Genomic DNA, 20,498 nt, shown 5'->3' with positions numbered 1-20,498 from the left:
GGGAGGGGTCTGCCGTCGGTCAGGGCGCCACGACGGCTTCCGCGATCTCTCTGCCGACCTTCGACGGGCGTCCGCGCTTGGGACGCTCGGCGGTGAGTTCGAGCGCCATCGCGTGCTGCGGATGCTTGGCGAGGCGCAGTGCGGTGTGGTCGAGCCAGCGGACTTCGGCCTCCGTGGCGAAGATCCTCGAGTCGATCACCAGTGACCAGACCAGCCCCTCTGGGTCTTCCGCGTCGCCTCGTGCCTGTCTCTCCTGCTGCAGTGCTTCCAGCTGTCGGATCGACGCGGTGCGCTGCGCCTGGATCGCGACGTTCGCGTCGACTCCGGGGAGGGTGGCTGCGACCGCGAGCTTTATCGCCAGCTCATCGCGGGTGCCCTGAGCGCGCACGACCGGAGAGGAGAACCAGCTGCCCACCTCGTCGCGCCCGGAGTCGGTGACCTGCCAGTACACGTGCCCGCGTTCATCGGTGTCGCCGCGCACGACCAGGCCGTCGCGTTCGAGTCGTTCGAGCGTGTTGTAGATCTGGCCGACGTTCAGCGGCCAGATCGACCCCGTGCGCCGTTCGAACTCGTGTCGGAGCTGATACCCGTAGCAGGGGCCCTGAGCGAGGATGGCGAGCAGGCTCTGGCGTACTGACATGTTCGTCTCCCGTTGCGGTCGGTTCGAATGCGATACCGAGTATATGGATACCTGGCAACCCGGTGATTCGACGCGCGGGAACGCCATGCAGGCGACGTGCAGGTCACAGCCCGGTAACATGGCGAAGTATGCCTGGCGTCGGGTTCACCGACGGCCGGCGATTTACCCACTGACAGGGAGATGACATCCGTGGCCAATCCTCTTGAGAAGCTGCTGCGTGCTGGCGAGGGGCGGGTCATCCGCCGTCTGAATCAGGTCGTCAAGGCAGTGGGGGCGCTGGAAGAGGACATCTCCAAGCTCACCGACGACGAGCTGCGCAATGAAACCGTCGAGCTGCGCGCACGCTACGAGAAGGGCGAGACGCTCGATCAGCTGATGCCCGAGGCGTTCGCCGCCGTGCGAGAGGCTGCCAAGCGCACGCTCGGCATGCGCGCCTACGACGTGCAGATCATGGGTGGCGCGGCTCTTCATCTCGGCAACATCGCCGAGATGAAGACCGGTGAGGGCAAGACCCTCGTGGCGACGCTGCCCGCGTATCTGAACGCGATCGCCGGCAAGGGCGTGCACGTCATCACGGTCAACGACTTCCTCGCGAGCTATCAGGCAGAGCTGATGGGACGCGTGTTCCGCGCCCTCGGCATGACCACCGGCATCATCGTCTCGGGTCAGACTCCCGCGGTGCGCCGTGAACAGTACGCCGCAGACATCACCTACGGCACGAACAACGAGTTCGGCTTCGACTACCTGCGTGACAACATGGCGTGGCGCAAGGAAGACCTCGTCCAGCGCGAGCACTTCTTCGCGATCGTCGACGAGGTCGACTCGATCCTCATCGACGAGGCGCGTACGCCGCTCATCATCTCTGGCCCGTCCTCTGGCGAGGCCAACCGCTGGTTCGCCGAGTTCGCGAAGATCGCTCGAACTCTCGAGGTCGGCGAGGACTACGAGGTCGACGAGAAGAAGCGCACCGTCGGCGTGCTCGAGCCCGGCATCGAGAAGGTCGAGGACTACCTCGGCATCGACAACCTCTACGAATCCGCGAACACGCCGCTGATCTCGTTCCTCAACAACTCGATCAAGGCGCTCGCGCTGTTCAAGAAGGACACCGACTACGTCGTGATGAACGACGAGGTCATGATCGTCGATGAGCACACCGGTCGCATCCTGGTCGGTCGCCGCTACAACGAGGGCATCCATCAGGCGATCGAGGCCAAGGAGGGCGTGCCGGTCAAGGCCGAGAACCAGACCCTCGCCACCGTGACCCTGCAGAACTACTTCCGCCTCTACGACAAGCTCGCGGGCATGACCGGTACGGCCGAGACCGAGGCCGCGGAGTTCATGTCGACGTACAAGCTCGGCGTCATCCCCATTCCGACGAACCGTCCGATGATCCGCAAGGACCAGTCCGACCTCGTCTACAAGAACGAGACGGCGAAGTTCGGCCAGGTCGTCGAGGACATCGCCGAGCGGCACGCAGCGGGCCAGCCGGTGCTGGTCGGCACGGTGAGTGTCGAGAAGAGCGAGTACCTCTCCCGCCTGCTCGCCAAGAAGGGCGTCAAGCACGAGGTTCTCAACGCGAAGAACCACGCACGTGAGGCCGAGATCGTCGCCCGTGCCGGCCGACTGGGTGCTGTCACCGTCGCCACGAACATGGCCGGACGAGGCACCGACATCATGCTCGGTGGAAACGCCGAGTTCCTCGCCGTCCAGGAGCTCAAGGCCAAGGGCCTCGACCCGGTCGAGACCCCCGAGGAATACGAGATCGCCTGGGACGAGTCGTACGAGGCGATGAAGGGTGTCGTCTCGGAAGAGGCCGAGAAGGTCATCGAGGCCGGTGGTCTCTACGTGCTCGGCACAGAGCGCCACGAGTCGCGACGCATCGACAACCAGCTTCGCGGTCGTTCCGGACGACAGGGCGACCCCGGCGAGAGCCGCTTCTACCTGAGCCTCACCGACGACCTGATGCGCCTGTTCCAGTCGGGTGCCGCCGAGGCGATCCTGTCCCGCACCAACTTCCCTGACGATGTGCCGATCGAGTCGGGGCTCGTCTCCCGTGCGATCCGCAGCGCTCAGTCCCAGGTCGAGTCCCGCAACGCCGAGATGCGCAAGAACGTCCTCAAGTACGACGACGTCCTGAACCGTCAGCGCGAGGCCATCTACGCCGATCGCCGTCAGATCCTGCACGGTGATGACATCGCCGACCGCGTGCAGCACTTCATCGAAGACGCGATCAGCGGCGTGGTCCGCGATCACACCGGTGAGGGCCACAACGAGAGCTGGGACTTCGACGCACTGTGGACCGAGCTCAAGACGCTCTACCCGGTCGGGGTCACGATCGACGAGGTCGTCGCGGAGGCTGCGGACCGCAAGGGCGGCATCGATGCCGACGGGCTCACCCGCGAGCTTCTCTCGGACGCCAAGATCGCGTACGAGACGCGTGAGGAGGCGCTCGGCGAAGCCGCTACCCGCGAACTCGAGCGCCGGGTGGTGCTGCAGGTGCTTGACCGCCGCTGGCGCGACCACCTCTACGAGATGGACTACCTCAAGGACGGCATCGGCCTGCGCGCCATGGCCCAGCGTGACCCGCTCATCGAATACCAGCGCGAGGGCTACGCGATGTTCCAGTCGATGATGGGGCAGATCAAGGAGGAGTCGGTCGGCTACCTCTACAACCTCGAGGTCGAGGTGCGCCGTGCCGGCGACTCGCAGACCGCCGAGGTCGAGGCCAAGGGACTCGCGACCGGTGGCGAAGAGCAGCGCCTCGAGTACTCCGCCGCGAACGACGCCGGCGAGGTCGAGGTCCGCAACGACCGCGGCCAGGTTCAGCAGGCGGCCACCGACCGCGTCCGCCAGGCGGCCGCTCGTGCACAGGCTCCGCAGACCGAGCCCGAGGAGGCGCCCCGTGGCGCTTTCGGGCAGCGGACGGACGCCGAAGCCCCTGCTGCGGGCAACCGCGAGCAGCGTCGGGCCCAGGGCAAGAAGAAGAAGTAGCCTCTGTCGAAAAGGAGGGCCAGTCCACGTGGATTGGCCCTCCTTTCGTCGCTGTAGGCTTGGCCGATGACACCAACGCGCAACTTCGACCAGTCGTCGAAGCTCAAGAACGTCCTGTACGAGATCCGCGGAAACGCCCTCGTCGAGGCGGCGCGGTTGGAAGCGGAGGGCCACAAGATCCTCAAGCTGAACACCGGGAACCCGGCGATCTTCGGCTTCGATGCCCCCCATCAGATCGTGCACGACATGCTCGCCGCGTTGCCGACTGCGCATGGGTACAGCGACAGCAAGGGCATCATCTCGGCCCGGCGCGCTGTCGTGAGCCGATACGAGCAGATCGAGGGTTTCCCCCGGTTCGATCCCGACGACGTCTATCTCGGCAACGGCGTCTCCGAGCTCATCACGATGACGATGCAGGCGTTGCTGGACGAGGGGGATGAGGTGCTCATCCCGGCCCCGGACTATCCGCTGTGGACGGCGATGACCAGCCTCGCCGGTGGCACTCCCGTGCACTATCTGTGCGACGAGGACGATCAGTGGCAGCCCGATCTCGAGGACATCCGCTCGAAGATCACGCCGCGGACCAAGGCTCTCGTCATCATCAACCCGAACAACCCCACCGGAGTGGTCTACTCCCGCCAGATCCTCGAAGGACTGGTGCAGATCGCTCGCGAGAACCAGTTGCTGCTGCTCTCGGACGAGATCTACGACCGCATCCTGTTCGACGGTGCCGTGCACATCCCGACGGCGACGCTCGCCCCCGATCTGCTGTGCCTGACCTTCAATGGACTCTCCAAGACCTATCGGGTGGCGGGATACCGCTCGGGATGGATGGTCATCACCGGGCCGCAGGATCACGCCAAGGGCTTCCTCGAGGGGATTACGCTGCTGGCGTCGACTCGACTCTGCCCGAACGTCCCGGCCCAGTACGCCGTGCAGGCGGCGCTTTCCGGTGTGCAGTCCATCGATGCCCTGATCGCTCCGACCGGGCGTCTGCATGAGCAGCGCGACATCGCCTGGGAAGGACTCGAGTCGATTCCGGGAGTGTCCTGCGTGAAGCCGGAGGGGGCGCTGTACGCCTTTCCGAAGCTCGACCCGAACGTGCATGAGATCAGGGACGACGCCAAGTTGGTCTATGACCTGCTGGTCTCGGAGCACATCCTGCTGGTCCAGGGCACCGGTTTCAACTGGGCGACCCCGGACCACCTCCGACTGGTCACGCTCCCCGAACCCCGAGTACTGAGCGAAGCCGTCGAACGACTGGGGAACTTCCTCTCGAGCTATCGGCAGTAGCGGTCGCCGTCTCGTGCGGTGAAAGTGTGGCGGCCAGCCGTCTCACCGCGGCGACGTAGGGGGAGCGTGGAGCGACGTCGGTCATGGGGCGGGCGTGCAGCAGCGCTGCGTCGGCCGCGCGCTGATCCGATGGCAGGAACACGACTTCGGTGATGCCCGCGAAGCGCTCGAGGGTGCGCCGCACCTGCCCGCGCGCATCGATCCCGAGGGGGCCCGGTCGGACCTGATTGACCACGACGGTGACCGGCGTCGGCGCCGTGAGACGACGCAGCTCCGCGTGGTCGCGAACGAACCTGCTGATGCCCAGAGGATCCGCTGACGCCATCGCGATGATGAGGTCGGCCTCGCTCAGAGACGCGGAGGTCGCAGCGTGGCGTCGGGGTCCCGCCAGATCGTATGTGACCTCGTCGTCGGCGTCGAAGGCGTCTGCCACGTCGACCACCGTGTCCTCGATCCACTCGCGACAGGCACCGAGTGTGGCGCGCAGGCGGGTGGATGACAGCTCGGGCCATCGACTCGGGCGGTTGATGCCGGGCAGCACCTCGATGTCGCCGCCCCCGGTTGCGACCGTCGTCGCGAGTCTGGTCAGCTCGGCCGAGTCGAGGGCGCCGCGCTCAGCGCGACGGCAGGCAGCGGCCACTCCCGGAGCGTCGTCGCTGAGTCCGAGTAGTAGGGCGAGCGAGGGCGCGACCGTGTCGGCGTCGACCAGCGCCGTTCGGCGGCCGGTGCGGCTGAGTTCCACAGCGAGCTGGATCGCCAGGGTCGAGCGGCCCGGGGCACCGTGTGGTCCCCATACCGCGATGACACGATGCGGGCCAACGGGCTGAGGCAGTGCGGCGGTGTCCGTCTCGACTCTCAACGCCGCGGCGACCTCCCACCCCGCAGCCTCCAGGTGGAGGGGCGTGGACAGGCCGAGTCGTCCCAGCAAGCGGCTGTCCGCGCCGCCGAGGGCGAGAATGCGCACTCCGGCACGGTCGCAGGTCGCGATCAACTCGGCGGTCAACACCGCGCGGGTGGCCGGGACGATGATGGCCTCAGTCCCCGGCGGAATCACGACGGCGGGGCTGGGGGCGATGATCGCGACGACCTCGACTCCCTCGAGCTCCAGCTCCGTCGCCAGCTCACCTGCGCGCGGCTGCGGGATCGCGACGATGACGCTCGTCATGACTCTGACCCGACCGGCACCACCGAGAGGGCTGAGCCTCCGGTGATCGCGGCGAGAACGTCAGCCACGTCGGCTCTGTCGATCACGACCTCGAGCTGGGTCCCCGTGTCGGCGAGCACGCCTTCCGGCTTGAGCACTTCGTGCACGATCACATCGGCGACGAGGATGCGCGGGGTGTCGTACGACCGTCCTTCGTCGACGGGAGGCGCCTGCCAGAGTTCGACGACCGTGCCGGCCTGCACGCCATCGGGGATACCGGTGGTGCTCTCGATGACGATGGTGGTGGTGCGGTTGCGGTCCGCATCCGTCAGCGCCGAGGCGGGCACGATTTCACCGCTCTCCAGCGTGCGTGCCGCGACCTTGCCGGGTTGAAGGTCTTCCGGGCCGAGGTAGTCATCCGCCAGCGGGCCCAGGCCCACCTCGACCACCCGGAAGTCGCCGGAGGTCAGCGTTTCGCCTTGCGTGATTGTCCGGTTCGTCTGGAGCACGGGTATCGCATCGTCGGATGCGGAGACGATGAGCCAGACCCCGGTGATCGAGAGCACGACCAGGGCGATACCCACGAGGAAACGGACATCGCCCCAGAACGCGCGTCGAGGAGGAGAGAGGGAAGCCATGGCGATATCGTCACAGAAATGCTTCCGGCGCCCTTCGAGTTATCCACAGGGAGTGATCGAGCCGGATCCGAGGGAACCGCTGGGGGAGAATGGGCACATGTCAACCTCTTCCGTTCGCGCACCGCGTTTCCTCGCGCCTGCGCAGGTGGCAGAACTGTTGAGCATCGGTGTCGACGAGGTGATCGCTCTGGTTCACGAGGGGCGGCTCCGCGGTGCGCAGTTGGGGTCGCCGCCTCGCTGGCGCGTCGAAGAGCCGAGCCTCGACGAGTACTTGGCCGAAGAGTCCGAGAACGCCCGCCGTATGGCGCTGTGGAGACAATCACACACCGCGAGCTTCCCCGAGGTCTGGGGCACGTCTTCGGCTCACGGCGTCTGATCACCGGGGGCTCTCACCGCGACGAGCGATGAGAACGGGATGATGCGGAAACCATGCACCGCCCCGGCGAGGCGTGGTTCTCCCGGGTCGTGCAGGGCGACATCGAGGTGATCGGATGCTGCTCGGTCGATCGTGCCGTGCACATCGTCGCCCAGGTGGGTGCTGATGTGGAGCGGGACACGGCGACGCGCGAGGTCGCGCAGCACGAAGCCGAGCGTCATCCGCTCTCGGAGCGGCAGGTCGGCGGAGATCGGCTCCTCGAGGCTTGCCAGGATCATGCCGTGGTCCGTGGCGATACCCGCGATCGCCGCAAGCGGTAAGAACAGCGCGGAGGGGGCGACACGGCTCTCGCCGGTGCCGCGGGTGGAGACGGCGATCCAGTCGGCCCCGAGCATCTGCAGCACGACGGGAAGTCGTCGGCCGTTGACGAGGTCGATCGTGGCGTCCGCGCCTGCGCCGCACAGCATCCGAAGCCGTGAGCGCAGATCCAGACGTGCGATCCGCAGTCGCTCGGATTCGGCGTCGAGCATGGCCCGCTCGGCCTCCCATTCCGAGGACAGTTGGCCTTCGAGGTCTTCGAACAGACGGTCCCAGTGCATCCGACAGAGCGTAGGCGAGGCTGACCCGCGGCGTACGAGTTATCCACATTCTTCCTCCCTCTCCGCTCCGCGGCCGGGGGCCGGGTGCTGTACTGGCGACTCGCAGACCTGGCCACGACCGAGAGTTCGACATGACGCCGCACGAATACTTCGCCCCCCAGCCGACACCGACCAGCGAACTCCCCGACCCGCTGCCGCTTCTGCGCGGTCTCACGCACGGCGTCCTCGAGGTTCTCGCCGGAGTCAGAGAGGTCGATCAGCTCGCCAGGTGGTTCAGCGAGGACGCGTTTCGGAGCCTGGTGACCAGGGCGAACCTGTCGGCGAGGGCACGCAGCGCACGAGGCGTCGCACCCGCGCGTCCCACCTTCGAGATCCGGGCGCTGAGAGTGACGGAACCCCTCGACGGGGTGATCGAAGCCGTCGTCGTCGTGGCCGGACCCGGTCGCACACGCGCGGTGGCCGTTCGTCTCGACGGGATCGATCGTCGCTGGCGCGCGACGTCCCTGGCGATTCTCTGAGGCATCAGACCGTAGGCTGGTCAGGTGTCAACCCTCAGTGATCTCGCACATGCCCAGGGGCTTCTGACCGACAGCGATGTCGAATGGCTCCACCGCCTCGCCGGTGACGGACAGCTCCTCGCCGACCTCGCGTCAGCCGACATCGTGATCTGGATCCAGACCGACGACGGTTCCTTCATCGCGGTCGCCCACGCGCGACCGAGCGGCGCCGCGACCCTCTTCTATCGCGACATCGTCGGCGAGAGGGTGCGACCGCAGTGGCGTACCCAGGTGCAGGGCGCCTTCGAGTCGGCGGAGATCGTCGATTCATCGTCACCCGACTGGTTCGAGGAGACGCCGACGCGGGTACGTGCGGTCCCGATCGTGAGTGTTCGTCGCGGTGCCGATGCAGGCGCGACCGTGATCGGGGTCGTCACCCGGCACACGAATCTGGGTGAGGTGCGCACCCCGTCACGACAGCAGATCACTTTCGACGAATGCGCGAACGATCTGTTCCGGATGATCGCCGATGGCAGCTTCCCCGATCTGACCGCGCCGACGTCGCCGCGGCGAGGCGCTCCGCGCGCGTCTGACGGGCTCATCCGCATCGATGTCGATGGGATCACCACCTTCGCCAGCCCGAACGCGCTCTCGGCATTCAACCGCATGGGGTTCGATGACGAGCTGGAGGGGGAGTCCCTCGCCGAGGTCACGACCCGACTCGTCCCGCCCTCCCGGCAGGTCGATGAGTCGCTCCCCGTCGTGGTCACGGGACGCGCGCCCTGGCGCACGGACATCGAGGCCAGGGGCGTCACGGTATCGCTGCGTGCGATTCCGCTGAAGGATCACGGGACCCGCATCGGTGCGATCGTGCTGTGCCGCGACGTCTCGGAGCTGCGCCATCAGGAACAGGAGCTCATCACCAAGGACGCGACGATCCGCGAGATCCACCATCGGGTCAAGAACAATCTGCAGACGGTGGCATCGCTCCTGCGGATCCAAGCGCGCCGTACGCACTCGGACGAGGCGCGAGACGCACTCACACAGGCGATGCGCCGGGTGGATGCGATCGCCGTGGTGCATGACACGCTGGCTCAGGGTTTGACGCAGAAGGTCGATTTCGACGAGGTCTTCCACCGCGTGCTCAAACTCGTCGCAGAGGTCGCCTCGGCGCCGAACACGCGCGCGCGGACGCAGTCGACCGGACGATTCGGTGTGCTTCCGAGCGAGTATGCGACTCCGCTCGCGCTCGCGCTCACAGAGGTCGTGACGAACGCCGTCGAGCACGGCCTCGCCGGTCAGGAGGGACTCGTCACGATCGACGCCAAGCGCACGGAGGAGAACCTGCGTGTGACGGTCCGAGACACGGGACTCGGCCTGCCCGAAGGCCGGATCGGACAGGGCCTCGGCACTCAGATCATCCGCACGCTCATCCAGGGCGAACTCGGTGGGACGATCGAGTGGCATGGGAGCGACGGCGAAGGCACCGAGGTGGTCATCGACATTCCGCTGCGCTGGCTGGAGCGGTGAGTCCGGACGCGTCCGAACAGACGGAAGCGGCCTGAGAGTCGATCTCAGGCCGCTTCCGGAAGTTCAAGACGCGCGACGTGCGCGTGCGGCGCGACGCTTCAGAGCGCGACGCTCATCCTCGGACAGGCCGCCCCAGACGCCCGAGTCCTGACTGCTCTCGAGGGCGTACTGCAGGCAGATCTCCGTGACCGTGCAGGTGGCGCAGACAGTCTTCGCCTTCTCGATCTGATCGACAGCCGGGCCGGTGTTCCCCACGGGGAAGAAAAGCTCGGGGTCGACAGTCAGGCAGGCGGCTTTATCGCGCCAGTCCATGGGGGCTCCTCGGTGTGGATTTCAAGAGATGTCGGGATGCGACGTCTCGGATTCGGGTAGCAGTTCGGGTTCCGCTACCCTTTTTAGATGCGGACGGATGTCCGCGAATAGTGATGCGAGTGTGAAAACTCGCCCCACGCCGCTGTGGGAGCACATGACTTTCTCTAGTCTGTTACATGAAAACCATGAAATCAAGGGTTTTCTTCACTGAGCGATCCCATGGAGACACCTTGCGCGCACCTCGACTGGCCCTCGCCGCGGCGGCTGTGCTCGCTCTGGAGGGTGTCGCGCTCCTCGCCTTCGCCGTCATCGAGTTCGCGGGCCTCGGCGCGGGTGACGCCTCGTCGGTCCCGACCGCGCTGGCGCTCATCGTGCTCACGCTGATCGGAGCGGCTGCACTCTTCGCCTTCGCGTTCGGTGTGCGTGCAGGACGCTCATGGGCGCGTTCCGGGGGAGTGGTGTTCCAGGTGCTCGCCGTCGCGCTCGCTCTGGCGTCGCTCACGCTGCAGCCCATCTCGTGGGTGTTCACCCTCGGGGTCGGGCTTCCCGGTCTCGTCGGGTTCGCTCTGCTGGTCTCGAGCGCGCGTCAGGAAGGCGAGCGCCGAGAGGCGGAATGACCTACCGCAGGGAACTGCGGGAGATCAGGCGTCGATTCCGAGCTGCTTGCGCAGCCGCGCCACGTGCCCGGTGGCCTTGACGTTGTACTGAGCGAGGACGATCTTTCCGTCTTCGTCGATGACGAACGTGGAACGGATCACACCCTCGACGAGCTTGCCGTAGTTCATCTTCTCGCCCCAGGCGCCGTAGGCGGAGTGCACCGCGTGATCCGGATCGCTGAGGAGCGGGAAGGTGAGGCCGTCGCGCTCGCGGAACTTCGTCAGGGTCGCGGGCTCGTCGCGGGAGATTCCGATGACCCGGTATCCGGCGCCCTGGAGGGAGGAGATGCTGTCGCGGAAGTCGCAGGCCTCGGTCGTGCAGCCGGGCGTCATCGCCGCCGGGTAGAAGTACAGCACGGTCTTCTGACCACGCAGATCTGACAGTCGGACTGTAGACCCGTCCTGGTCGAGGAGGGAGAAGTCGGGAGCTGCGGTTCCGGATTCGAGGCGCTGAGTCACCTCTCCAGCTTATCGGCCGGGAGCCTGCTCCGCCTTGTCGGAGAACGTCTGCAGCAGCCGCTGCAAGGAGTCGAGCCGGGCACGTCCGGTCTCGCCCAGCTCGCCGCGCTCCGCCGCTTCAATGAGTGCGCAGTCGGGGGCATCGGCCAGGTGGGTGCAGCCGCGAGGGCAGTTCTCGGCGATGAGGGCCAGCTCGGTGAACGCCGCGAGGATGTTCGCCGGATCGACGTGTCCGAGACCGAACGAGCGGACACCCGGGGTATCGATCACCCAGCCGGTGCCGTCGGCGCCCTCGTAGCGCAGAGACACCGTCGATGAGGAGGTGTGGCGTCCTCGCCCCGTGACCTGGTTCACGTGGCCGGTGGCGCGGTCGGCCGTCGGGACGAGCGCGTTGACGAGGGTGGACTTGCCGACACCGGAGTGGCCGACGAAGACGGTGGAGTGGCCGACGAGAGCGTCGCCGATCTCATCGAGCGGCATCTCGTCCTGCGCGCTGGTGAACACGCGGAGGTCGAGGCCGTCGAAGTGGGTGAGGAACTCCGTCGGATCCGCGATGTCGGTCTTGGTCACGACCAGAAGCGGACGGATGCCGGCATCGAGCGCGGCGACGAGGTAACGGTCGACGAGGCGTGCGCGGGGCTCAGGGTCGGCTGCCGCGACGACCACGAGCATCTGGTCGGCGTTGGCGACGATGACCCGCTCCACCTGGTCGGTGTCATCGGCGCTTCGTCGGAGGAGTGACGTGCGATCCACGATGCCGATGATGCGCGCGAGCGTTCCCTCGTCTCCCGAGGTGTCGCCGACCACACGCGCCTGATCGCCCGTCACGATCGGCATACGTCGCAGCTCTCGGGCCCTGGTCGTGGTGATCATCCGCTCTTCGGGGGTGTCCTCGTCGAGCAGGACCGAGTACCGGCCACGGTCGACGCCGAGCACTCTGCCCACCTGGGCGTCGTCGTGCGCGGGGCGACGCTTGGTGCGCGGCCGGTTCGCCTTCGGGTTGGGACGGGTCCGGATGCTGCTCTCGTCGAAGTCCTCGAAGTCGTCTTCGAGGTCATCAGTGTCGTCGAGCCAGCTCACCGTCAGCCTCGCAGCATCCGCTCCCAGAGCGCGGTGAACTCCGGGAGGGTCTTGGCGGTCGTGCCGATGTCGTCGACCTCGACGCCGGGAACACGCAGGCCGATGAGCGCTCCGGTCGTGGCCATCCTGTGGTCGTGATGCGCAGCCCAGCTTCCGCCGTGGAGTGCACGGGGAATGATGCGGAGTCCGTCCGGAAGCTCTTCGGCCTCGCCGCCGAGCTTGCGGATGTTGCCGATCAGCGCGGCGATCCGATCGGTCTCGTGCAGGCGGATGTGTCCGATGCCCCTGATGGTCGTGGGCGATTCCGCGAACGCGGCGAGGCCGACCAGGGTCGGTGTGAGCTCGCTCGCGGACGAGAGATCGAGGTCGAGGCCGCGGATGCTCGACCCCGCGCGCACCGTGAGGATGCCGGCGTGACGGCCCACGTGGGCTCCCGCGGCCTGCAGGATGTCGGGCAGTAGCGCTCCGGGCTGGGTCGAGTGCGCCGGCCAGCCGGTGATCGACACCGATCCGCCGGCGACGAGGGCGGCAGCGAGGAACGGCGCGGCGTTGGAGAGATCGGGTTCGATCGCGATCTCCTTCGCGCGCGGGACTCCGGCCTCGACGAGCCACTCGCCGACGGCGGGGCGCTCGATGCGGATGCCGCGTCGGCTCAGGGCCTCGATGGTCATGTCGATATGCGGAAGGCTCGGCAGGTGCTCGCCCGTGTGGACGAGGTGCAGGCCCACGTCGAACCGCGGAGCGGCGAGCAGGAGGCCGGAGACGAACTGGCTCGACGCCGACGCATCGATCTCGACACGGCCACCACGGATGCGACCGTGGCCGCGGATCGTGAACGGGAGCGACCAGGTGCCTTCGTCGTCGATGTCGACGCCGAGGTCGCGCAGGGCGCTGATGAGCCCGCCCATCGGACGATGCAGGGCCGTCTCATGCGCGGTGAGATGCACATCGTGTTCGGCGAGCCCGGCCAGCGGAGCGATGAAACGCATCACGGTGCCGGCCTGACCGCAGTCGATGGTCGTGCCGCCGCTGAGCTTCGCCGGGGTGACGACGAGGTCGGGGCCGAACTCGTGACCGGCATCCACCTCCTCGATACCGACGCCGAGCGCGCGCAGCGCATCGACCATGCGTGCGGAGTCATCCGAGTGCAGCGGGGCGATCAAGCGGCCCGGCCCATCGGCGATCGCGGCGATCATCAGCTCGCGGTTGGTCAACGATTTGGACCCGGGGATCGTGAGCTCCGCGTGGACGGGCACGTCGGTCGTGGGCGCGGCATAGGCGCCCTGCACACGGGAGGGGGAATACCTGTTGGCGCTCATCGGTTCTCACCTTAGTAAACACAGGGAGCTTCGTCGTGAAAGACAGGCATCCCGACCCGAAGGAGAGAGCATGACGGCGACGTTGGAGCGCGAGGTGATCGACCTCAGCGGCCTAGACTGGCCGGTGATGGATGACACCGTAACCGCAGACACCGTCGGCGACCCTCGGCGCGAGTTCGAGGAGCAGGCGATCCCCTTCATGGATCAGCTCTACGCCGCCGCGATGCGTATGACGCGCAACCCGGCAGACGCCGCCGATCTCGTGCAGGAGACGTTCGTCAAGGCGTACGGCTCCTGGGCGACGTTCTCGCAGGGGACGAACCTCAAGGCGTGGTTGTACCGGATTCTCACGAACACGTACATCAACATCTACCGCAAGCGGCAGCGGGAGCCCTATCAGGGCACGATCGACGAGCTCGAGGACTGGCAGCTGGGAGGGGCGGAGTCCACGACCGCGTCGCACAGCCGCTCGGCAGAGGCCGAGGCCATCGACCGGATGCCGGCGTCCGTCGTCAAGGATGCACTGCAGGCTGTGCCGGAGGACTTCCGGCTCGCGGTGTACCTCGCCGACGTCGAGGGGTTCGCGTACCAGGAGATCGCCGACATCATGAAGACGCCCATCGGCACCGTGATGAGCCGCCTGCATCGTGGCAGGCGCATGCTGCGGGAGCTGTTGGCAGATTACGCCGCTGAGCGGGGCATCGCCGCGGCTGAGACGAGGAGCAAGAAATGAGCGACTGCGGCTGCGACAAAGCCCGTCAGGATCTGGAGGAGTACCTCCGCGACGAGGTGTGCAAGACCGAGCACACCGAGATCCGAGAGCATCTCGAGAACTGCCCCTCGTGCAGGGACGAGGCTCTCGTCGCCACCACCCTCACCGATGTGATCGCCCGTGCGTGCAAGGAGACGGCACCGGAGGAGCTGCGCGACCAGGTGTTCGCACGCCTGCGTGCTGTCCAGGCGACCCAGCACTGACTCTCCGTCGGAGGGCATCGGTAGTGTGGAGCGATGACCTTCATCGATGCGCGCGACGTTCCCGCCGACAACACCTCGACTGAACGACTGGCTGCTGCAGGCCTCGACTATCGCGTCGTCGATCTGAGTGATGATGCGAGCGCTGCTGCGTTCGAGCGGGCCGTCGATCGGGGCTTCCTGGCGACCGAACCCAACGACGAGATGCTCGCGCAGGTGCGCAAGACGTTCGCCGCCAGACGCAACATCGGCGTCTTCGAGCCTGATGCTCCGGCGGCAGCGCTTCCGGTCGCGACGATCGACGGCTGGGTGACTCCGCTCACACTTCCCGGTGGCGCGGAGATCGGGATGTGGGCGATCAGCGTCGTCACGGTCTCGGCGACGCATCGCCGACGCGGCATCGCCAGAGCCCTGCTCGAGGGCGAACTGCGGGCGGCCGCATCGGCTGGAGTGCCCGTCGCGGGTCTCACGGTGTCTGAGGCGACGATCTACGGGCGCTATGGCTTCGGCTCCGCGATCCCGGTCGCGCGGTTCACGGTCGACACCCGGCGTGCGGGCTGGAGCGGACCGACCCCGGCCGGCCGTCTCGAGTACGTCGACCGCGAGACTCTCGCGGCCGACCTCGGGACAGTCCACGAGCGCTCGCGCCGACGCGCTTCCGGACAGATTCCCGGCTGGCAAGGCCGCTGGGAGGGGTATGCGGGCATCGCGCCCACCCCGGATCGGGATCAGGCCCGCGGGGTGCGGTACCTCGACGAAGACGGCGTGCTGCGTGGCGTCATGGCCTACACGGTCGGTGAGGCGGGAGGCACCTTCCGATTCCGGATGGACGTGCGTCTGCTCGCTGCCGAGACCGCCGATGCACGAGCAGCCCTGTGGCGCTTCGCGCTGCAGCACGACCTCGTCGACGAGGTCGTCGCCGACCTCCGCCCAATCGATGACCCGCTGCCGTGGCTGGTGCACGACGCCCGCGGCGTGAAGCAGGAGGTGCACGACCACGGTTGGCTGCGCATCCTCGATCTTCCGACCGCGCTGACGGCACGTCGGTACTCCGCTCCTATCGACACCGTCCTCCGGGTCGAGGACGCCCTGGGCTTCGCGAACGGCGATTGGCGTCTGCGCGTGGACGAGTCCGGGACCGCGACTGTGGAAGAAGCGGCGGAAGGCTCCGCGGTCGACATCACGCTCGACGTCTCGACTCTCTCCGTGCTCTACGCCGGTGGGGTTCGTGCCGCGTCGCTTCACGGTGCCGGTCGCATCGCAGCCGACCCCGAGGCAGTCGAGGCCTTCGACCGCACGCTCGTCGCTTTCCCCGTGCCTTCGCTCGACATCTGGTACTGACGCGGTCCTCCCCGCGACCGCCCGGCGAGCGGGGAGCGCGCCCCTCGAGAATCGGCTTCGCGTGCCTACGTGAGGCCGATTCTCGTGTCTGAAGAAATAAACTAGAAACCTCTTTACTAGAAAGAGCCTTTACTATAATCTCGCCTCAGAGCGGATCCCCGTCCGCCCTGCTCGACTTCCGCAATGAAGCTCTTGAGACGAGGTTCCCATGCACGACAACCGTTGGAGGAAAACCCTTCCTCTCGTCGCCGGTGCCGCAGCACTCGCCCTGGCACTGGCAGGCTGCACACCCGGTGGCAGCTCATCGGACGGCGATCGCCCGCTCCGCATGTGGTCGGGGTCGATGACCCCCATCACGAACAACTTCAACCCCTTCGCCGTCGACACCGCCACTCACATGACGTTCGGGGCGATCTACGAGCCGCTGTTCTTCTTCAATCAGCTCTCGGACGATGCGCCGGTCGGGATGCTCGGCGATTCCTACGAGTTCAACGACGACGGCACCGTCCTCACGATCACCATCAAGCCCGACCTCGAGTGGAGCGACGGCGAGGAGCTCACGGCCGAAGACGTCGCGTTCAGCCTCGGCTACGGCTCGAACCTCGACCCCGACATGGTGTCGGCAGAGGCCACCGACGACACCACCGTCGTCGTCACCTATTCGTCGCCGAAGTTCACGGCGACGTCGCTGATCCTCGGTTCGACCTGGATCATCCCGCAGCACATCTGGTCTGAGATCGACGACTACATGACGGAGACGAACCCGAAGCCGGTCGGCTCGGGACCGTACACGCTCAAGTCGTTCACCGACGCCGCCTACACACTCGAGGCGAACCCGCTCTTCCGCGACGGCGCTCCCGCGATCAAGGAGGTGCAGGACATCGGCATCGACTCGAACCAGTCGTCCGAAGACCTGCTGAAGACCGGCAAGCTCGACTGGGTCGGTCAGTTCATCGCGAACCCGGACGGAGTCACCTCCAACGGACGCATCAGCACGATGAACCAGCAGCAGGACCCCACTGTGATCATGACCTGCTCCGATACCTCGATGGGGTGCGCGGGCGCGCAGACGGACCCTGCCGTCCGTCAGGCGCTGAATGTCGCGATCGACCGCGGCGCCATCAGCAGCAAGGCGTTCGCCGGGCTGTCGGGTGAGGCATCGCCGAGCTTCGCGTTGCTGCCGCGGGATGAGAAGTGGCTGAGCGATCCGTCACTCGCGGTCAGCCCGCAGGAGCCCGACGCCGCGTCAGCGGAAGGGATCCTCGAGGCTGCCGGGTACACGAAGGGCGATGACGGCTTCTACGGCAAGAACGGCACGGCCATCGAGCTGGACCTGTTCTCGCCCGACGGCTGGACCGACTACAACGACGCCGCCAAGCTCATCAGCGCACAGGCAGCGAAGGCCGGCATCCGTGTGAACGCACGGACGGTGTCGGAAGCCGAATACTGGACGCCGATCTCGACCGGTGAGTTCCAGCTCGCGCTCTACGGCATCACGCAGTCGCTGGTCGCGGATCCGTACTCCAACTACGACCAGTACTTCACGACGACGGCGAGTGCGAAGGTCGGCGCGGAGCCGACCAAGGGACAGAACTACTCCCGCTACACGAACCCCGTCGTGGACGAAGCCGTGAAGCAGGCGGGTGCGACCCAGGACGAGGCGATCAAGAAGGCAGCCTATGCCGCGGTGCAGACCGAGATCGCCCGAGACCTGCCGTACATCCCTGTGGTGCTCAACGCGTCGCAGTCCTTCTTCAACACGGCGGACTTCACAGGGTGGCCCACCGAGGACGACCTGTACGCGGCACCGCTGCCGTACCTGTCGACTGCTTCGGCCGTCATCCTGACCCAGCTCCGTCCCGTCAAGAAGTAGGGCCGGCACCCATGGATCGATCCATCGAGAGGAGAGGCTCATGAAGTTCTGGATGCGCCGTGTCGCGTTCTACATCATCACGCTCTGGGCCGCGATCTCCCTCAACTTCCTGCTGCCGCGGTTGCTCCCCGGAGACCCCGCAGCGATCATGCTGGGCAAGCTCCGGCGTGCGAACGGGGGCAGGCCGCTCTCCGAAGAGACGATCAAGGCGATCACCTCGATCCTCGGTGCGGAGAAGGGATCGACACTGTGGGATCAGTACCTCGCCTACTGGGGCCGGCTGCTGCACGGTGATCTCGGGGTCTCGTCGACCCGATACCCGGCCCCGGTGGGCGAGCTCATCGCCGCGGCTCTGCCGTGGACGGCGACACTCGTCGGAGCAGCCACCATCATCTCCTTCATCCTCGGGATCATCGCCGGAGCATGGGTCGGCTGGTTCCGGGGGACATGGGTCGACCAGTTCGTGCCGATCACCACGTTCCTGCAGTCGATCCCGTACTTCTGGCTCGCGCTGGTACTGGTCGCGGTGTTCTCGGTGCAGTTGGGGTTGTTGCCGATCATCGGCGGGTACGACGTCTTCGAGTTCCCGGCGGGGCCGGAATGGACGCCGGCGTTCTTCGCCAGCGCGTTCGTGCATGCTCTGCTGCCCGCGGCGACGATCGTGATCTCATCCGTCGGCGGGTGGCTGCTCGGGATGCGGAACATGATGGTGCAGACCATGGCGGAGGACTACGTGCTCACCGCCGAGGCCAAGGGGCTCCGGCCCTCACGCATCCGCACGGCGTATGCGGCACGCAACGCCTCGATCCCGAGCCTCGCGGGTTTCGGCATCGCACTCGGATTCGTCGTCGCAGGTTCCATCGTCACGGAACAGGTGTTCAGCTACCCCGGTCTCGGCAAGCTGATGATCCAGTCCGTGCAGGGGCTCGACTACGCCCTGATGCAGGGAGTGTTCCTCGTCATCACCCTCACGGTGCTGGCGGCGAACTTCCTCATCGACCTCCTCTATGGCTTCATCGACCCGAGAGTGCGCCGCGATGTCTGACCTGATCGTTTCCCCGTCCGAGTCGACCCACGCCGTCGCCGTCGCGCGGACTGCACGGCTGCGAGGCGGATTCCCACGGGTCTCCGGCAAACTCCTCACGGGAGTGATCATGCTCGGCGCGATCGTGCTCTTCGGGCTGATCGGGCCGCTGCTCCTCGGCGACCCGCGCGATGCGAGCTACGACGCGCTGCTCCCGCCGAGCCTCGAGCACCCGCTCGGCACGACCAAGCTCGGCTTCGACGTACTCGCCCAGGTCGCGACCGGCACTCAGGGTTCGCTCTTCGTCGGCGCGGTCGCGGGTGTGGTCGCGCTGTTCCTGGCCCTGGTGTTCGGTGTTCTCGCCGGATACTTCGGTGGCGCGCTCGATGAGACCCTGATGCTGGCCACGAACATCATGCTCGTGATCCCGGGCCTCCCGCTGGTGATGGTGATCGCCGCGTATGTGCAGCACACCGAGGGCCTCGGTGATCTTGCCCGCAGCTCGCTGCTCGTGGCGCTCGTTCTCGGTATCACCGGGTGGGCGGGGTCTGCGGTGGTGCTTCGCGGCACAGCGCGGTCGCTGCGCACCAGGGACTACGTCGCAGCCTCCGTCGTCGCGGGGGAGCGTCCGCTGCGAGTGATCTTCGTAGAGATCCTCCCGAACCTCGTCCCGCTGCTCGCGGCTCAGCTGATATTCGGAGTGATCTTCGCAGTCCTCGGCGAAGCGGGGCTCTCGTATCTCGGCCTCGGACCCACCGGATCCATCACGCTCGGTACCGTGCTGAACGACGCGCAGACCGGTCAAGCCGTGGGCAGCGGTGCCTGGTGGTGGTTCGTGCCACCCGGTCTGATCATCGCGCTCATCGGGACCGCCCTGTCTCTGATCAACTTCGCGATCGACGAGATCGTGAATCCGAAGCTGCGTCTGGTGCCGGTTGCTGCTCGACGGCAGCGTCTGGCACGCCGAGCGGGTCGCGGCGTCGGGGGAGAGGGAGCAGTCGCATGACCGAGAAGACGGCGGTGTTGACGGCGCGGAATGTGTCGATCGAGTATGAGGTGGATCCGCCGGTGAAGGCCGTGCGGGATGTGTCGTTGACGTTGAACCGCGGCGAGATCCTCGGGCTTGCGGGGGAGTCGGGGTGTGGGAAGACGACTCTGGCGTATGGGATGAATCGGTTGTTGAAGGCGCCGGCGTTGATGACGGGTGGGGAGATCGTGTTTCATGACCGGGATGGTCATGACATCGACATCGTCGGTTTGGATGGGGAGGGTCTCAGGGCGTTCCGGTGGGACAAGATCTCGATGGTGTTCCAGGGTGCGATGAACTCGTTGAATCCGGTGATCTCGGTGAAGGCGCAGATCTTCGACATTTTCGACACGCACCGGCCCGGGATGAGCAAGAAGGCGAAGACGGCGCGGGCGGAGGAGCTGCTCACGTTGGTGGGTGTGGATCCTGCCCGTCTGTCGAGTTTCCCTCATGAGTTGTCGGGTGGGATGCGGCAGCGGATGATGATCGCGATGGCTTTGGCCCTCGACCCGCAGGTGATGATCATGGATGAGCCGACCACGGCGCTGGACGTGGTGGTGCAGCGCGGGATCATCCGGGAGATCATGCGGTTGCGGGAGAAGCTCGGGTTCGCGGTGATCTTCATCACGCATGATCTGCCGATGTTGATCGAGATCAGTGACCGGATCGCGATCATGTTGCAGGGGCAGATCGTGGAGGAGGGGACGGCGGAGGAGATCTACCGGTC

At 66.5% G+C, this 20,498-nt stretch carries 21 protein-coding genes; 13 read left to right on the top strand and 8 right to left on the bottom strand.

Going from position 1 to position 20,498, the window contains the following annotated elements; all coding sequences use genetic code 11:
• Positions 1-19: 19 nt before the first annotated feature.
• Entirely contained in the window at positions 20-640 is a 621-nt protein-coding gene (locus CQ040_RS19760) for a PadR family transcriptional regulator (RefSeq protein WP_028503722.1), read from the bottom strand.
• A 189-nt stretch (positions 641-829) separates the two neighbouring features.
• Here CQ040_RS19760 and secA point away from each other — a divergent pair, with 189 nt between their 5' ends.
• Positions 830-3,631 carry a preprotein translocase subunit SecA gene (gene secA / locus CQ040_RS19755; RefSeq protein ID WP_028503723.1) on the top strand — a complete coding sequence of 934 codons (2,802 nt, stop codon included), beginning with the start codon at positions 830-832 and terminating at the stop codon, positions 3,629-3,631.
• A gap of 66 nt (positions 3,632-3,697) precedes the next feature.
• On the top strand, positions 3,698-4,924 hold the full coding sequence (locus CQ040_RS19750; protein ID WP_105528577.1) for a pyridoxal phosphate-dependent aminotransferase: 1,227 nt from the start codon (positions 3,698-3,700) through the stop codon (positions 4,922-4,924).
• Here CQ040_RS19750 and CQ040_RS19745 read toward each other — a convergent pair.
• Together CQ040_RS19745 and CQ040_RS19740 are read right to left on the bottom strand one after the other, a co-directional pair.
• Complete coding sequence (locus tag CQ040_RS19745) at positions 4,848-6,089, bottom strand: P-loop NTPase (protein ID WP_105528576.1); 1,242 nt, start codon at positions 6,087-6,089, stop codon at positions 4,848-4,850. The two genes, CQ040_RS19750 and CQ040_RS19745, sit on opposite strands and share 77 nt — an antisense overlap.
• Positions 6,086-6,706: an SAF domain-containing protein gene (locus CQ040_RS19740; protein ID WP_105528575.1), complete on the bottom strand. Its 621-nt coding sequence runs from the start codon at positions 6,704-6,706 to the stop codon at positions 6,086-6,088. The genes CQ040_RS19745 and CQ040_RS19740 overlap by 4 nt, the downstream gene beginning before the upstream one ends.
• Positions 6,707-6,803: 97 nt before the next feature.
• Here CQ040_RS19740 and CQ040_RS19735 point away from each other — a divergent pair, with 97 nt between their 5' ends.
• A complete protein-coding gene (locus tag CQ040_RS19735; protein ID WP_105528574.1) occupies positions 6,804-7,082 on the top strand; it encodes a helix-turn-helix domain-containing protein in 279 nt (92 codons plus the stop codon).
• Here CQ040_RS19735 and CQ040_RS19730 read toward each other — a convergent pair.
• Positions 7,070-7,681, bottom strand: coding sequence for a hypothetical protein (locus tag CQ040_RS19730; RefSeq protein WP_105528573.1), 612 nt, complete (start codon positions 7,679-7,681; stop codon positions 7,070-7,072). The genes CQ040_RS19735 and CQ040_RS19730 overlap by 13 nt on opposite strands.
• 131 nt (positions 7,682-7,812) lie before the next feature.
• Here CQ040_RS19730 and CQ040_RS19725 point away from each other — a divergent pair, with 131 nt between their 5' ends.
• Positions 7,813-8,199, top strand: a complete 387-nt coding sequence (locus CQ040_RS19725; protein ID WP_028503728.1) for an Rv3235 family protein — start codon at positions 7,813-7,815, stop codon at positions 8,197-8,199.
• A 24-nt stretch (positions 8,200-8,223) separates the two neighbouring features.
• Positions 8,224-9,708: a sensor histidine kinase gene (locus CQ040_RS19720; RefSeq protein WP_028503729.1), complete on the top strand. Its 1,485-nt coding sequence runs from the start codon at positions 8,224-8,226 to the stop codon at positions 9,706-9,708.
• Positions 9,709-9,771: 63 nt separating this feature from the next.
• Here CQ040_RS19720 and CQ040_RS19715 read toward each other — a convergent pair whose 3' ends face one another.
• Positions 9,772-10,020: a WhiB family transcriptional regulator gene (locus tag CQ040_RS19715; RefSeq protein WP_028503730.1), complete on the bottom strand. Its 249-nt coding sequence runs from the start codon at positions 10,018-10,020 to the stop codon at positions 9,772-9,774.
• A 230-nt stretch (positions 10,021-10,250) separates the two neighbouring features.
• Between CQ040_RS19715 and CQ040_RS19710 the strand changes: the two genes are divergently transcribed.
• On the top strand, positions 10,251-10,637 hold the full coding sequence (locus tag CQ040_RS19710) for a hypothetical protein (protein WP_105528572.1): 387 nt from the start codon (positions 10,251-10,253) through the stop codon (positions 10,635-10,637).
• A 24-nt stretch (positions 10,638-10,661) separates the two neighbouring features.
• On the opposite strand, the gene bcp is transcribed toward CQ040_RS19710, so the two are convergent.
• The 3 genes from bcp to aroA are packed head-to-tail and all read right to left on the bottom strand — an operon-like array spanning position 10,662 to position 13,534.
• A complete protein-coding gene (gene bcp / locus CQ040_RS19705; RefSeq protein ID WP_105528571.1) occupies positions 10,662-11,135 on the bottom strand; it encodes a thioredoxin-dependent thiol peroxidase in 474 nt (157 codons plus the stop codon).
• A 9-nt stretch (positions 11,136-11,144) separates the two neighbouring features.
• Positions 11,145-12,215: a ribosome small subunit-dependent GTPase A gene (gene rsgA, locus CQ040_RS19700; RefSeq protein ID WP_105528570.1), complete on the bottom strand. Its 1,071-nt coding sequence runs from the start codon at positions 12,213-12,215 to the stop codon at positions 11,145-11,147.
• A 2-nt stretch (positions 12,216-12,217) separates the two neighbouring features.
• Entirely contained in the window at positions 12,218-13,534 is a 1,317-nt protein-coding gene (gene aroA / locus CQ040_RS19695) for a 3-phosphoshikimate 1-carboxyvinyltransferase (RefSeq protein ID WP_105528569.1), read from the bottom strand.
• Positions 13,535-13,604: 70 nt separating this feature from the next.
• Between aroA and CQ040_RS19690 the strand changes: the two genes are divergently transcribed.
• The 7 genes from CQ040_RS19690 to CQ040_RS19660 form a co-directional block, all read left to right on the top strand.
• Complete coding sequence (locus CQ040_RS19690; RefSeq protein ID WP_028503735.1) at positions 13,605-14,267, top strand: sigma-70 family RNA polymerase sigma factor; 663 nt, start codon at positions 13,605-13,607, stop codon at positions 14,265-14,267.
• Positions 14,264-14,509, top strand: coding sequence for a zf-HC2 domain-containing protein (locus tag CQ040_RS19685; RefSeq protein ID WP_028503736.1), 246 nt, complete (start codon positions 14,264-14,266; stop codon positions 14,507-14,509). Before CQ040_RS19690 ends, CQ040_RS19685 begins: the two co-directional genes overlap by 4 nt.
• Positions 14,510-14,542: 33 nt before the next feature.
• Positions 14,543-15,847, top strand: coding sequence for a GNAT family N-acetyltransferase (locus tag CQ040_RS19680; protein ID WP_105528568.1), 1,305 nt, complete (start codon positions 14,543-14,545; stop codon positions 15,845-15,847).
• A 208-nt stretch (positions 15,848-16,055) separates the two neighbouring features.
• Positions 16,056-17,720, top strand: coding sequence for an ABC transporter substrate-binding protein (locus tag CQ040_RS19675; protein WP_105528567.1), 1,665 nt, complete (start codon positions 16,056-16,058; stop codon positions 17,718-17,720).
• 40 nt (positions 17,721-17,760) lie between these two features.
• Positions 17,761-18,765 (top strand): ABC transporter permease, encoded by a 1,005-nt coding sequence (locus tag CQ040_RS19670; protein WP_105528566.1) that lies wholly within the window; start codon positions 17,761-17,763, stop codon positions 18,763-18,765.
• Complete coding sequence (locus tag CQ040_RS19665; protein WP_105528565.1) at positions 18,758-19,750, top strand: ABC transporter permease; 993 nt, start codon at positions 18,758-18,760, stop codon at positions 19,748-19,750. The genes CQ040_RS19670 and CQ040_RS19665 overlap by 8 nt, the downstream gene beginning before the upstream one ends.
• On the top strand, positions 19,747-20,498 hold a 752-nt coding region (locus tag CQ040_RS19660), incomplete at its 3' end, for an ABC transporter ATP-binding protein (protein ID WP_105712427.1). The genes CQ040_RS19665 and CQ040_RS19660, both read left to right, overlap by 4 nt.

This window comes from Microbacterium sp. MYb54, assembly GCF_002979515.1.
Lineage (GTDB): Bacteria > Actinomycetota > Actinomycetes > Actinomycetales > Microbacteriaceae > Microbacterium.
Note: the sequence above shows the minus strand (reverse complement) of the source record. Positions and strands in the feature narration are given on the sequence as shown.

What these genes read in the sequence shown, in the direction of transcription:
- CQ040_RS19760 (WP_028503722.1), bottom strand. Translation starts at nt 640, where the DNA reads ATGTCAGTACGCCAGAGCCTGCTCGCCATCCTCGCTCAGGGCCCCTGC.
- CQ040_RS19750 (WP_105528577.1), top strand. Translation starts at nt 3,698, where the DNA reads ATGACACCAACGCGCAACTTCGACCAGTCGTCGAAGCTCAAGAACGTC.
- CQ040_RS19745 (WP_105528576.1), bottom strand. Translation starts at nt 6,089, where the DNA reads ATGACGAGCGTCATCGTCGCGATCCCGCAGCCGCGCGCAGGTGAGCTG.
- CQ040_RS19740 (WP_105528575.1), bottom strand. Translation starts at nt 6,706, where the DNA reads ATGGCTTCCCTCTCTCCTCCTCGACGCGCGTTCTGGGGCGATGTCCGT.
- CQ040_RS19735 (WP_105528574.1), top strand. Translation starts at nt 6,804, where the DNA reads ATGTCAACCTCTTCCGTTCGCGCACCGCGTTTCCTCGCGCCTGCGCAG.
- CQ040_RS19730 (WP_105528573.1), bottom strand. Translation starts at nt 7,681, where the DNA reads ATGCACTGGGACCGTCTGTTCGAAGACCTCGAAGGCCAACTGTCCTCG.
- CQ040_RS19725 (WP_028503728.1), top strand. Translation starts at nt 7,813, where the DNA reads ATGACGCCGCACGAATACTTCGCCCCCCAGCCGACACCGACCAGCGAA.
- CQ040_RS19715 (WP_028503730.1), bottom strand. Translation starts at nt 10,020, where the DNA reads ATGGACTGGCGCGATAAAGCCGCCTGCCTGACTGTCGACCCCGAGCTT.
- aroA (WP_105528569.1), bottom strand. Translation starts at nt 13,534, where the DNA reads ATGAGCGCCAACAGGTATTCCCCCTCCCGTGTGCAGGGCGCCTATGCC.
- CQ040_RS19690 (WP_028503735.1), top strand. Translation starts at nt 13,605, where the DNA reads ATGACGGCGACGTTGGAGCGCGAGGTGATCGACCTCAGCGGCCTAGAC.
- CQ040_RS19685 (WP_028503736.1), top strand. Translation starts at nt 14,264, where the DNA reads ATGAGCGACTGCGGCTGCGACAAAGCCCGTCAGGATCTGGAGGAGTAC.
- CQ040_RS19680 (WP_105528568.1), top strand. Translation starts at nt 14,543, where the DNA reads ATGACCTTCATCGATGCGCGCGACGTTCCCGCCGACAACACCTCGACT.
- CQ040_RS19675 (WP_105528567.1), top strand. Translation starts at nt 16,056, where the DNA reads ATGCACGACAACCGTTGGAGGAAAACCCTTCCTCTCGTCGCCGGTGCC.
- CQ040_RS19670 (WP_105528566.1), top strand. Translation starts at nt 17,761, where the DNA reads ATGAAGTTCTGGATGCGCCGTGTCGCGTTCTACATCATCACGCTCTGG.
- CQ040_RS19665 (WP_105528565.1), top strand. Translation starts at nt 18,758, where the DNA reads ATGTCTGACCTGATCGTTTCCCCGTCCGAGTCGACCCACGCCGTCGCC.